Raw genomic sequence first — 12147 nt, forward strand, 5'->3', positions numbered from 1 at the left:
GCCCCGATACAGATCGGGACGCGGCTGTGCAAGGCTAGCGCTTAGGAACCGGTCTTGCGGTACCAGTCAGCGATGTTCCACAGTTCGCTGTCCCACACGTTCAGGACGACACCGCCCAGAGTGTTTGCGTGGGCCGACAGACGACCACGGTGGACCAGCGGGATCATGCCGCCGTTCTGAACCATGATGTCGTTCAGCTGCTTCGCGATTTCGGCGCGCTGCTCCAGACCTGCGGTCTGCGCCAGTTGGGCGTGCAGCTTGTCGAACTCTTCGTTGCAGAAGCGGCTGATGTTCTCACCCTGCCACTGGGTCTCGGGACGCGGTGCCTTGTCGCACAGGCCGTTGCCCAGATAGCTTTGCGGGTCGGTGCCGTTGAAGGTGTTGGCGTACATTTCAACGTCAGCATAGAACTTCTGGAACGTGTCGGGCGAGCCCGGGTCACCACCGAAGAAGACCGAAGCGTTGATGTTGCGCAGTTCGGTTTCAATGCCGATCTGGCTCCACCATTCCTTGATCAGCGCCTGGAAGTCCTGACGGACGGCGTTGGTCGAGGTCTGATAGACGATCTTCAGCGGAACGCCATCCTTCTCGCGGACGCCGTCGCCGTCGGTGTCGACGATGCCGGCATCATCCAGCAGTTTCTTGGCGCCTTCGATATCCTGCGTGTCGCAGGTCATCGAGGTCGAGTTGAACGCAGCCGGAGCCGGGACCCAGTTGCAGGTCACTTTACCCGCCTGGCCATAGCCGATCTCAACCAGCAGCGGGCGGTCGATTGCCATCGACATAGCCTTGTAGACCGCCGGATCCTTCAGGAACGGGTGCGGGTGCTTGGCCGTCGAACGCTCGCCTTCCGGCAGTTCGGGCGACGGGTTGGTCTGGTTCAGCATGATGCGCTCGACCAGCGGGCCAAAGCCTGCCACCGGAGTGCCTTTGCCGCCTTCCTGCATCTGCGCGATCACTTCGGGCGCCAACTGCAGGTTCCAGGCATAGTCGAACTCGCCGGTTTCCATCACGGCGCGACCGGCCGCGGTCGCATCGCCGCCGCCCTTGAAGGTCACGGTTGCGAAGGCCGGTTTCGCCGCGTCACGATAGTTGTCGTTGGCCTTGAATGTGATCACGTCGTTCGGCTTGAACTCGGTGACGACAAACGGGCCGGTGCCGATCGGGTTGAAGTTCTGCTCGGTGCATTCCGGAGCTTTCGCGCCCATGCAGTCCGCGAACTGAGCGGCCTGAATGATCGGGCTTTCGCCGCCGACGAACGGACCGTAGGGGAACGGGGTCGGCTTGTCGAAAGTGACTTTGACGGTCAGATCATCCACAGCTTCGACACTGGTGACCCCTTCAAACTTGGTCACCTGCGCACAGCCACCTTCGGGGTCCATGCAGTAGTCGGCGGTGAATTTCACGTCGGCCGAGGTGAACGGCGTGCCATCCGACCAGGTGATCCCCGGAGCGATCTTCCACGTGATCGAGGTGAGGTCCTCGCTCACGCCGCCGTTTTCGACGGTCGGGATTTCGGCTGCCAGATACGGCACCATGTTGCCGTCCTGGTCGTAGCGGGCCAGGGGTTCGATCACCAGCGAGGCCGCTTCGACGTCTTTGGTGCCGCCCGACAGGAACGGGTTCAGGATCGAGGGTGCTTGCCAATAGATGATGCTGACGTTGCCGTCCGATCCGCGCTCGGCCATGGCCATCGGGGCCATCGCCGTGCTTGCAATCGCACCAAGCAAAAGGGTTTTGATTTTCATCATACACTCCTTGTTGGACACATTCGTGTCTCGATTTTCTCCGCAAGGCCTGCGGATTTGGCGTTGCCGTGCCGGGCTCAAGCCACTGAAACAAAAGACAATTGCGCAAATGTCTGCGCACTACGCCCAATTTCTCGGCACGGTTACGCGGGGTATCGAAACAGAGTTTGCAGAAATTGCAAGCCTTGCCGCAGCGAAACTGGCAATGCGTTTGACTTTTCCTGTCAGCCCGCCTTAGCGTTCGGCAAAGAAAACACTCATGCAGCCAAGGGGAGCGCTCGCGTGCTGGATCAGCCTATCGCCCAGATCAGGGAACTTCGGGTCGAATTCCAAACCAAGGATGGGCCCGTCGTCGGCGTCGAGGACGTCTCGTTCGAGGTCCGTCCGGGCGAAACCGTCTGCATCGTGGGCGAATCGGGATCGGGCAAGTCCGTATCTTCGTTGTCATTGATGCGCCTTGTTGAATTCGGCGGGGGTGAAATCGCCGGCGGACAGTTGATTTTCGACCGTAACGACGGGACCGAGCTGGATCTGGCCAAGGCCGATCAGGACCTCATGAAGCAGATTCGTGGCAATGAAATCGGGATGATCTTTCAGGAGCCGATGACGGCGCTGAACCCCGTTTTCACGGTCGGGCGACAGCTGACTGAAGGGTTGCGGATTCACAAGGATATGTCCAAGTCCCAGGCCGAAGCGCGCGCCTTGGAACTGCTGAAACAGGTCCGCATCCCCGAGCCCGAGCGGCGACTCAAGCAGTATCCGCACGAGTTGTCGGGCGGGATGCGCCAGCGGGTTGTGATCGCCATGGCTATGGCCTGCGAGCCGCGCCTGCTGATCGCCGATGAACCCACCACGGCTCTGGACGTGACGATCCAGGCCGAGATCCTGGCCCTGATGGACCGGCTGAAGCGTGAAACCGGCACGGCGGTCATGTTCATCACCCATGACATGGCCGTGGTCGCCCAGATGGCCGACAGGGTCGTCGTCATGTACCGCGGCAACAAGGTCGAAGAGGGCACCGTCACCGAGATTTTCGAGAATCCCCAGCATGACTACACCAAGGCTCTGCTGGCTGCGGTGCCCAAGCTGGGTGAGATGCGCGGAAAATCCGCCCCCGAGCCGATGAAGTTGCTGGGTGTCGAAGGACAGAAAATCGCCCCGATTCCCGGAACCGAGGATGTATTGCTGTCAGTCCGGAACCTGACCACGCGGTTCCCGGTAAAAGGCGGGATCCTGCGCCGCACCATTTCGAATGTGCACGCGGTCGAAGACGTCTCGTTCACCCTGAACAAAGGGCAGACGCTGAGCCTCGTCGGGGAGTCGGGTTGTGGAAAATCCTCGGCCGGCCGCTCGATCCTGCGGTTGATAGAGCCGATGGCCGGCGAAATCAGTCTTGATGGTGTGGACATCATGAAGCTGGACCAGAAGGGCCTGCGCAAGGCCCGTCTGGACATGCAGATGATATTTCAGGACCCATTCGCATCGCTGAACCCGCAGATGCAGTTGGTTGATCAGGTGGCCGAGCCGATGCGCAACTATGGCGTGGCATCGGGGTCGGAACTGCAGGACCGGGTCGCACAGCTGTTCGACAAGGTGCACCTGCCACGAAGCTTCATGCGCCGGTTCCCGCACGAAATGTCGGGTGGGCAGCGGCAGAGAATTGCGATTGCCCGGGCGCTGGCCCTGAACCCGAAATTGATCATTGCGGACGAAGCGGTTTCCGCGCTGGACGTTTCCGTTCAGGCGCAGGTTCTGAACCTGATGATGGAATTGCAGTCCGAACTTGGCCTGAGCTATCTGTTCATCAGCCACGACATGGCCGTGGTTGAGCGGGTCAGCCACCACGTGGGTGTGATGTATCTGGGCCGGATCGTCGAACTGGGCCCACGGGCGCGTGTTTTTGAGAACCCGCAGCACCCCTATACGCAGGCATTGATGAAGGCGGTTCCGATCGCCGATCCCAATCAGCGCAAGTCGGAAAAAGATCTGAATTTCAAACCGATCCCGTCTCCAATTCACCCAATCGGCTATGAGCCTGCGCCTTCGGAATACCGCGAGGTCGAGCCGGGTCACTTCATTCTGACGACCGACAGCGGTTACTGACCCATATGCCACAGCGCCTGACTCCGCTTGAGATCATGACCGAGCTGATCTCGTTTCCCACCGTCAGCCGCGACAGCAACCTGCCGCTGGTCGACTGGGTCGAAGACTACCTGAACGGCCACGGAATCCGCGCCCACAGATGGCCGGATCCGGACCAGCCGCACAAGGCGGCCCTGTTTGCCCATGTCGGCCCCTGGGAGGAAGGCGCGGTCGTGCTTTCCGGTCACACGGATGTGGTGCCGGTGGACGGACAACCCTGGGACAGCGACCCGTTTGTCGTGACCGAACGAGACGGCAAGTATTTCGGACGTGGCACCTGTGACATGAAGGGCTTTGACGCCCTCGCCATATGGGCGCTGGTCGAGGCGCAGTACGCCGACGTCAAGCGCCCGCTGCAATTGGCGCTGAGCTTTGACGAGGAGGTCGGCTGCACCGGTGCGCCGCCCATGATCGTCGCCATGCAAGAGGTTCTGCCCAAGGGCTCGGCCGTGGTGGTGGGCGAGCCGTCGATGATGCAGGCCGTCACCGGCCACAAGGGCGGTTTCGGCTATGATACTCATGTGGTTGGATACGAGGTGCACAGTTCGATCATGCATACCGGTGTCAATGCGATCATGTATGCCGCGCCGCTGATCGACTGGGCGAATGCCCAGAACGACATCAACATGGCGGCGGACCCCAGCGACATCGCGGCAGTCTTTGATCCTCCTTGGACAACCTGCCACGTGGGCATGATCAAGGGCGGCACTGCGCACAACATCACGGCCAAGGATTGCCGTTTCATGATGGATTTCCGGGTCGTCCCCGGCGAGCAGGCATCAGCTTGGAAAGAAGCCTATCTGGAACAGGTAAGAGTGGCGGAAAGGAAGATGCAGCAAGTGCATCCGGACGCCCATATCGAGGTGAAGGCCAGCTTTGCCGTTCCGGCGTTGGTCCCGGAAACCGATGGCGAAGCCGAGACGCTGGTGCGCGCCCTTACAGGCGACAACGCAACCCATGTCGTCAGCTATGGCACCGAAGCCGGTCAGTTTCAGGAAGCCGGTTACTCGGCCGTGATCTGTGGGCCCGGAGATATCGCTCAGGCGCACCAGCCGAACGAATACATCACGATCGCTCAGTTCAACGCCGGCCATGACTTCATGCAGCGTCTGGTCTACAAACTGGCGGCGTGACCCAAAAGAGGCACTGGAAACTCAGGATTTCAGTCAGAAGCTCGGAGAGTTGAACATGCCGGTCAAAAACAGACTTGCTGAAATGCACGCCGAGATCACCAAGTGGCGGCGGCACCTGCATGCGCATCCCGAGTTGATGTACGACGTTCATGAAACCGCCGGCTTCGTTGTCGACCGACTCAAGGCGTTCGGTGTCGATGAAATCACGCCGGGTATAGGTAAAACCGGTGTCGTGGCCGTGATCCGAGGGCGGACGGACACGCAGGGGCGGGTGATCGGGTTGCGGGCCGACATGGATGCCTTGCCGATCAACGAGGCGACCGGACTGGACTATGCCTCGACCGTGCCGGGCAAGATGCATGCCTGCGGGCATGACGGGCACACGTCGATCTTGCTCGGCGCTGCGCAATATCTTGCCGAGACGCGCAATTTCGACGGAACGGTGGTTCTGATCTTTCAACCAGCCGAAGAAGGCGGAGCCGGCGGTCTGGCCATGTGCCGCGATGGGCTTATGGATCGATGGGGCATTCAGGAAGTCTACGGCTTGCACAACATGCCCGGCCTGCCTGTCGGAGAGTTCGCAATCCGGCCCGGCGCGCTGCTGGCGTCGTCGGACGAGTTCGAGATTGTCGTGACCGGCAAAGGTGGCCACGCCGCCGCACCGCATGAAGCCATCGACACAACCTTGGTGGCATCGCATATCGTGGTTGCGCTGCAATCGGTTGTATCCCGCACCGTTGATCCAATCCGACGGGTGGTGCTGACGGTGGGGACGTTTGAAACTGACAGCGTCGCCTCGAACGTGATTGCGCACACGGTCCGGCTGCAGGGCACGGTTCGCACACTGGACCCGGAATACCGTGGCATCGCCGAGGAGCGCGTGCGCCGGATCGCCGAAGACACAGCCTCGGCTTTTGGCGCCAAAGCCCGCGTGACCTGGACGCCCGGCTACCCGGTGACGGTGAACTCCGAGGCGGAAACGGCCTTCGCCGCCGAAGCCGCCGAGGCGGTGGCCGGCAAGGTCAATGACGCAACGGATCCGATCATGCCGTCGGAAGACTTCGCCTACATGCTTGAAGAACGGCCCGGAGCCTACATCTTCTTGGGGAACGGCGACACGGCCATGTGCCACCATCCCGAATACAATTTCGACGACCAGGCCATTCCGGCCGGATGCAGCTGGTTCGCCGAGCTCGTCGAACGACGAATGCCCATCGCCTGAAACAGGAAAGACAGTCATGCCGATCAAGAACCGTTTTGCCGAAATGCACCCCGAAATCACCGGTTGGCGGCGCGACATACATCAACACCCCGAAATTCTCTACGATACCCATCGGACCAGCGCATTGGTTGCGGAAAAACTGAAAGAGTTCGGTTGCGACGATGTCGTGACCGGAATTGGCCGGACCGGGGTGGTCGGCGTGATCAAGGGCAGGACCGACACCCAAGGCCGCGTGATCGGTCTGCGGGCCGATATGGATGCGCTGCCAATGCAAGAGCAGACGGGAGCGGAATATGCCTCCAAGACTGCGGGCGCCATGCATGCCTGCGGCCATGACGGTCACACTGCGATGGTTCTGGGCGCCGCCAAATATCTGGCCGAGACCCGAAACTTCGATGGGACCGCGATCGTGATCTTTCAGCCGGCCGAAGAAGGCGGCAACGGTGCGGAAGCCATGTGCCAGGACGGTTTGATGGACCGCTTCGGCATCCAGGAAGTCTATGCGATGCACAACGTTCCGGGCCTGCCGACCGGGCAGTTTGCCATTCGCTCCGGGCCTCTGCTGGCGGCGGCGGACGAGTTCGACATCCATATTGAAGGCCGCGGCGGTCATGCCGCCAAGCCGCAGGAAACCGTGGACACGACGGTCATGCTGTCGCAACTGATCGTGGCCCTGCAGACCATCGTTTCGCGCAACGCCGACCCAATCTTGCAGGCCGTTCTGTCGGTCACTGCGGTCGAGACCTCGTCGAATGCATTTAACGTGATCCCGCAATCGGCCCGCCTGCGTGGCACCGTCCGCACCCATTCGAACGAGATGCGCGACCTGATCGAACAGCGGCTGAATGAAGTTGTGCAAGGTGTCGCGGCGACCATAGGTGGCACCGCCACGGTGACCTACTCGCGCGGCGTTCCCGTCACGATCAACGCGGAAGAGCAGACTGGATATGCAGAATCCGCGGCAATTGCCGTGGGTGGCAGCTGTGCCGAGGCACCGATTGTGATGGGGGGTGAAGACTTCTCGTTCATGTTGCAGGAACGTCCCGGGGCCTTCATAGTCCTGGGAAATGGCGACAGCGCCGGGCTTCACCACCCCGAATACGATTTCAATGACGAGATCATTCCGATCGGTTGCTCGTGGTTTGCAGAAATGGTCGAACGCCGGATGCCGGTGGCCTGAGATTTTTTAAGGAGAGAAGACGAAGATGCCAGTGAAGAACCGCTTTGCCGAATTGCAGGATGAAATCACCGCCTGGCGGCGTGATATTCACGAGAATCCTGAAATTCTGTTCGATACGCATCGCACCAGCGCGCTGGTTGCGGAAAAGCTGAAAGAATTCGGCTGCGACGAGGTGGTCACGGGGATTGGCCGCACCGGAGTTGTCGGGGTGATCAAAGGCAAGGTCGACACCAAGGGGAAGGTGATCGGATTGCGGGCGGATATGGACGCTTTGCCGATCCACGAAGCGACGGGGTTGGACTATGCTTCGAAAACGCCGGGTGCGATGCATGCCTGCGGCCATGACGGCCACACCGCCATGCTGCTGGGGGCGGCAAAATACCTGTCGGAAACGCGCAATTTCGACGGAACCGTCGTTGTGATCTTCCAACCCGCCGAGGAGGGCGGCGGCGGCGGCCGCGAGATGTGCGAAGACAACCTGATGGAGCGTTGGGGCATTCAGGAAGTCTACGGAATGCACAATTGGCCCGGTAAGCCTGTGGGCAGCTTCTCGATCCGGCCGGGGGCGTTCTTCGCGGCGACTGATCAGTTCGATATCACGTTCGAAGGTCGTGGCGGCCATGCCGCCAAACCGCATGAAACCGTGGACACCACTGTCATGACTGCGCAGGCCGTTCTGGCGTTGCAGACCATCGCGTCGCGCAATGCCGATCCGATCGATCAGGTCGTTGTTTCGGTCACCTCGTTCGAGACTTCGTCGAAGGCGTTCAACGTGATCCCGCAGAAAGTGCAGATCAAGGGCACCGTGCGCACGATGAGCAAAGAGATGCGCGACCTTGCTGAGCAGCGCATCAACGAAATCTGCTCGGGCGTCGCTGCGACATTCGGCGGCACTGCCGATGTCACTTATATCCGGGGCTATCCGGTCATGATCAACAGCGATGAGCAGACCGAGTTCGCCGCCGAGGTCGCCCGCTCGATCTCGGGGGCCTGCGAGGAGGCACCTTTGGTCATGGGCGGCGAAGACTTCGCCTACATGCTGGAAGAACGTCCCGGTGCCTATATCCTGGTCGGCAATGGCGACACGGCGATGGTTCACCACCCGGAATACAACTTCAACGACGAGGCGATTCCTGCCGGGTGCAGCTGGTGGGCCGAGATCGTCGAACAGCGGATGCCCGCAGCCTGATACCGTGGCGGGGGCGCAGGTTCCCGCTGCCGCTTGCGGTCAGCAGCCTGCGTTCTCCAGACCCAGCTTGTCGCATAGCGTATCCACAACCGAATCCAGCGCCGATTTCTGGGTGTTCACGCAGGATTGCGCCGCCGCTTGCGCCGCTGCCAGCGCCGATCTGTCCGACAGCCAGAGCTCGACCGCTTTGGCCAACTCGGGTGCCGAAGCGACTTCGACCGCGCCGCCGCTGTCCACCAGCGGGGCAAATGTCTCGGCGAAATTGTAGTAACCCGGCCCAGTGATCACTGCGGCCCCGGCTTGTGCGGGCTCGAACGGGTTGTGGCCGCCGATTTCCTTCAGCGACCCGCCCAGAAACACGATCGGGCACAACGCGTACCACGTTCCGGTTTCGCCCAGCGTGTCGGCCACATAGACCTGCGTCTCGTCGGTGATCGGCTGCCCGGCGCTGCGCAGGGCATGGCTTTGACCTGCGGCATCAATCAGGGCGCAGACCTCGTCCCGCCGTTCCGGGTGGCGGGGGATGAGCAGCAGCAGCAGATCGGGCCAGCGGTTCAGCAATTCGGCATGGCCGGCCAGAACGGTCTCCTCCTCGCCCGCATGGGTCGAGCTGGCGATCCAGACCGGCCGCGCGCCGATCTGGGTGCGGATCTGCGTCAGCGTGTCTTGATCCACCGGCAGCGGATCGGACATGGCCTTGAGGTTGGTTCCGGGCTGCACCAGATCGGCGGGCGCGCCCATGGCGATCAGGTTTGCGGCCGTGCGGTCGTTTTGCGTCAGGAACAGGCGGAACTGGCTCAGGACATAGCGGGCGGTGTCGGGGCGCTTCTTCCACCCGGTCACCGACTTCTCGGACAGGCGCGCGTTCAGCAGGGCCAGAGGCGTTCCACGCCGGGCGGTCTCGACGATCAGGCGTGGCCAGATCTCGCTTTCGACGAAGACGCCGGCATCGGGCCGCCAGTGATCCAGAAACCGCGCCACCGGGCCGGCGCTGTCCAGAGGGGGGTATTGGTGGCGGGTGCGCGGCGGCAGACGTTTTTCCACCAGCGCCGCCGAGGTCGGGGTGCCAGAGGTGATCAGGAACTGCGCGTCCTCGATCCGTTCGCTCATACGCTTGATCAGGCTCAGAACCGACAGGCTCTCGCCCACGCTGGCCGCATGGAACCAGATCAGCCGACCGTCGGGCCGGGGCTGGCTCGCATGGCCCAGCCGCTCGCGCTGGCGGACCTCGGAAACACCCGCCGTCTGCAGCTTGGCGCGAACGGTGCGCCAGGCCAATGGCATGGCGATGGACGTCAACGCGCAGTACATACGGTACAGCGTCGTGGGTTGCCCCGACTGGTCTGCCATGTCAGCCGCCCGTGTGGCTCATGTGACGGCTCATCTGGCCATCGATCTTCTGGCGGGAATAGTCGAAATCATGGCCCTTGGGCTTGAGGGTAATCGCCGCGCGGATCGCCTGTTCCAGCGGCTCTTCGCTGTCGGGATGGTCGCGCAGGGGCGCGCGCAGGTCGGCCATGTCCTCTTGCCCCAGGCACATGTACAACTCGCCCGTGCAGGTCAGGCGTACCCGGTTGCAACTTTCACAGAAATTATGGCTGAGCGGCGTGATGAAGCCGATCTTCTGCCCGGTTTCCTCCAACCGGACATAGCGCGCCGGTCCGCCCGTGCGCTCGGCCAGATCGGTGACGGTATATTGGTTTTCGTACTCGGCCCGGACGTCCTTCAGCGACCAGTACTGGTCCAGCCGGTCCTCGTTGCCGATGTCACCCATGGGCATGACCTCGATCCAGGTAAGGTCCATGTCGCGTTCGGCGCACCAGCGGGTGATCTTGGGCAGTTCGTCCTCGTTGAACCCTTTCAGGGCCACCGCGTTGATCTTGACGCGCAACCCGGCCTTCTGCGCGGCATCGATCCCGCCCAGGACCTGTTTCAAGCGACCCCAACGGGTGATCTGGGCGAATTTGTCCTCGTCCAGCGTGTCGAGCGAGACATTCACCCGCCGCACCCCGGAGGCATACAGGTCGTCGGCGAACCGGGCGAGTTGCGAGCCATTGGTGGTCAGCGTCAGCTCTTTCAGTGCGCCGCTGTCCAGATGCCGGGTCATCGAGTCGAAGAACCCCATGATCCCGCGGCGCACAAGCGGCTCGCCCCCGGTGATCCGCAGCTTTTCCACGCCCAGCCGGACGAAGGTCGAACACATCCGGTCCAGTTCTTCCAGCGTCAGCAGCTCTTTCTTGGGCAGAAAGGTCATGTTTTCAGACATGCAGTAGACACAGCGGAAATCGCAGCGGTCCGTGACGGAGACGCGGAGATAGGTGATTGCGCGGGCAAACGGGTCGATCAACGGAGCAGTCATGCCCAATAGGTAAAGCGCACCGTGCCTTGCGACAAGTCAGAACTGCGCTTGAGGGGTGGAACGCGGGCGCGGGCAGGGGTAGGCTGGTTGCATGCGATACCTGTTTGTCATTATTCCTGCGTTTTTGACCGGCTGTGATGCGGTGCGGCAAAGCCTTGATCGCGCCCCGGATGCGGAACCTGCGCAGACGACAGAAACCGCCGCTGCGACCGAAGAGGTGGAAGCAACGCCTGTTGCGGCCGTGAACACCGGATGGGCCGGCGCCAAGACAACGATTGCCGGACTGGGCGATCCGAACAAGCCCGGACGCTGGCTTGAAACGCCGTTGGTCGAAACAGAGATCAATGGCCGGGTGGTCGTGCCCAAGACGGGCGCGCAGGCCTATATCACACTTGTACCGGCGCCCTCAGGCGGCAGCCGCCTGTCGGTTGAGGCGATGCGTGCGCTATTGGTGCCGTTTGACGAACTGGTTGAACTGGACGTTTATTCCAACTGATCTTTCAGGTACTTGCCGGCCTCTTTGCGGGCAAACGGCTTCATCGCGTCACCATGCGCGGCCAGAAACGCCCGCACCCGGTCGGGGTCATGTTTGGACAGGTCGCGCAGCCACCAAGCCACCGCCTTCTGGATGAACCAGTCGCGATCAGGGGCATAACCGGCGGCCCACCCCAGAATTCGGTCGCGGCGCTCAAGGTCTTCGGGCTTGGGGTGGTTCTGCTTGGTCCAGGGCAGGGTGGCCACCAGCGCCGCGCGTCGGGTCCACATGTGATCCGAGGTCGTCCAGCTTTCGACCTGGTCCAGCCGCGACGGATCGGCCCACAGGCGCTTTTGCACGGCCATGCTCGCATGATCGGCCACCGCCCAGGCGTCGAAATCGGGCAGCCAGCTTTGCAGCAGGTCCCAAACCGCCTGATCGGGGCGGATGCGCGCTTGGGTCAGCAGCTTGGCGGCGGCCAGCCGCGCCTCGTGGATGTTGGTCTGCCACAGCTGATCGGCCAGCGCGACACGGGCGTCCACGTCCATCTGCTGCCGCCAGCTTTTGGTCAGATCATTCAGCACCGGATTCGGTACCCCAAGATAGGGACGATCGACCTTATGATAGGCCGCCATCTGGGCGGCCCGATCCGGGTCGGCATACGCCTTGATCTGGTCCAGAGGGCTGTCCGGCATGGCG

10 protein-coding genes are annotated in these 12147 nt (G+C 61.9%); 6 read left to right on the plus strand and 4 right to left on the minus strand.

Annotation, left to right across the window (positions count from 1 at the left end; translation table 11 throughout):
- Positions 1 to 41: 41 nt before the first annotated feature.
- A complete protein-coding gene (locus tag GOW72_RS05735; RefSeq protein ID WP_170365837.1) occupies positions 42 to 1748 on the minus strand; it encodes a peptide ABC transporter substrate-binding protein in 1707 nt (568 codons plus the stop codon).
- 282 nt (positions 1749 to 2030) lie between these two features.
- On the opposite strand from GOW72_RS05735, the gene GOW72_RS05740 reads away from it, so the two are divergent.
- The 5 genes from GOW72_RS05740 to GOW72_RS05760 are packed head-to-tail and all read left to right on the plus strand — an operon-like array spanning position 2031 to position 8614.
- Positions 2031 to 3851, plus strand: a complete 1821-nt coding sequence (locus GOW72_RS05740; RefSeq protein ID WP_170365839.1) for a dipeptide ABC transporter ATP-binding protein — start codon at positions 2031 to 2033, stop codon at positions 3849 to 3851.
- A gap of 5 nt (positions 3852 to 3856) precedes the next feature.
- A complete protein-coding gene (argE, locus tag GOW72_RS05745) occupies positions 3857 to 5023 on the plus strand; it encodes an acetylornithine deacetylase (RefSeq protein ID WP_170365841.1) in 1167 nt (388 codons plus the stop codon).
- 55 nt (positions 5024 to 5078) lie between these two features.
- Positions 5079 to 6245 (plus strand): M20 aminoacylase family protein, encoded by a 1167-nt coding sequence (locus GOW72_RS05750; protein ID WP_170357322.1) that lies wholly within the window; start codon positions 5079 to 5081, stop codon positions 6243 to 6245.
- Positions 6246 to 6261: 16 nt separating this feature from the next.
- Positions 6262 to 7425, plus strand: coding sequence for a M20 aminoacylase family protein (locus GOW72_RS05755; protein ID WP_170365843.1), 1164 nt, complete (start codon positions 6262 to 6264; stop codon positions 7423 to 7425).
- A 25-nt stretch (positions 7426 to 7450) separates the two neighbouring features.
- Positions 7451 to 8614: a M20 aminoacylase family protein gene (locus GOW72_RS05760; protein ID WP_170365845.1), complete on the plus strand. Its 1164-nt coding sequence runs from the start codon at positions 7451 to 7453 to the stop codon at positions 8612 to 8614.
- 39 nt (positions 8615 to 8653) lie between these two features.
- Here GOW72_RS05760 and GOW72_RS05765 read toward each other — a convergent pair whose 3' ends face one another.
- Both GOW72_RS05765 and moaA read right to left on the minus strand, forming a co-directional pair.
- The gene (locus tag GOW72_RS05765; RefSeq protein WP_170365847.1) at positions 8654 to 9964 is read right to left on the minus strand and encodes a 3-deoxy-D-manno-octulosonic acid transferase; all 1311 of its coding nucleotides are present in this window, start codon (positions 9962 to 9964) and stop codon (positions 8654 to 8656) included.
- Between the two features lies 1 nt (position 9965).
- On the minus strand, positions 9966 to 10973 hold the full coding sequence (gene moaA / locus GOW72_RS05770; protein ID WP_170365850.1) for a GTP 3',8-cyclase MoaA: 1008 nt from the start codon (positions 10971 to 10973) through the stop codon (positions 9966 to 9968).
- A gap of 91 nt (positions 10974 to 11064) precedes the next feature.
- Here moaA and GOW72_RS05775 point away from each other — a divergent pair, with 91 nt between their 5' ends.
- Entirely contained in the window at positions 11065 to 11469 is a 405-nt protein-coding gene (locus tag GOW72_RS05775) for a hypothetical protein (RefSeq protein WP_170340364.1), read from the plus strand.
- Here GOW72_RS05775 and GOW72_RS05780 read toward each other — a convergent pair.
- Positions 11457 to 12143 (minus strand): DNA alkylation repair protein, encoded by a 687-nt coding sequence (locus tag GOW72_RS05780; RefSeq protein ID WP_170365852.1) that lies wholly within the window; start codon positions 12141 to 12143, stop codon positions 11457 to 11459. The genes GOW72_RS05775 and GOW72_RS05780 overlap by 13 nt on opposite strands.
- Positions 12144 to 12147 lie beyond the last annotated feature (4 nt).

Origin of the sequence: Ruegeria arenilitoris, assembly GCF_013032855.1 — a bacterium.
In the GTDB taxonomy this organism is placed as follows: domain Bacteria; phylum Pseudomonadota; class Alphaproteobacteria; order Rhodobacterales; family Rhodobacteraceae; genus Ruegeria; species Ruegeria arenilitoris.

What these genes read in the sequence shown, in the direction of transcription:
- GOW72_RS05765 (WP_170365847.1), bottom strand. Translation starts at nt 9,964, where the DNA reads ATGGCAGACCAGTCGGGGCAACCCACGACGCTGTACCGTATGTACTGC.
- argE (WP_170365841.1), top strand. Translation starts at nt 3,857, where the DNA reads ATGCCACAGCGCCTGACTCCGCTTGAGATCATGACCGAGCTGATCTCG.
- GOW72_RS05735 (WP_170365837.1), bottom strand. Translation starts at nt 1,748, where the DNA reads ATGAAAATCAAAACCCTTTTGCTTGGTGCGATTGCAAGCACGGCGATG.
- GOW72_RS05760 (WP_170365845.1), top strand. Translation starts at nt 7,451, where the DNA reads ATGCCAGTGAAGAACCGCTTTGCCGAATTGCAGGATGAAATCACCGCC.
- moaA (WP_170365850.1), bottom strand. Translation starts at nt 10,973, where the DNA reads ATGACTGCTCCGTTGATCGACCCGTTTGCCCGCGCAATCACCTATCTC.
- GOW72_RS05780 (WP_170365852.1), bottom strand. Translation starts at nt 12,143, where the DNA reads ATGCCGGACAGCCCTCTGGACCAGATCAAGGCGTATGCCGACCCGGAT.
- GOW72_RS05775 (WP_170340364.1), top strand. Translation starts at nt 11,065, where the DNA reads ATGCGATACCTGTTTGTCATTATTCCTGCGTTTTTGACCGGCTGTGAT.
- GOW72_RS05750 (WP_170357322.1), top strand. Translation starts at nt 5,079, where the DNA reads ATGCCGGTCAAAAACAGACTTGCTGAAATGCACGCCGAGATCACCAAG.
- GOW72_RS05755 (WP_170365843.1), top strand. Translation starts at nt 6,262, where the DNA reads ATGCCGATCAAGAACCGTTTTGCCGAAATGCACCCCGAAATCACCGGT.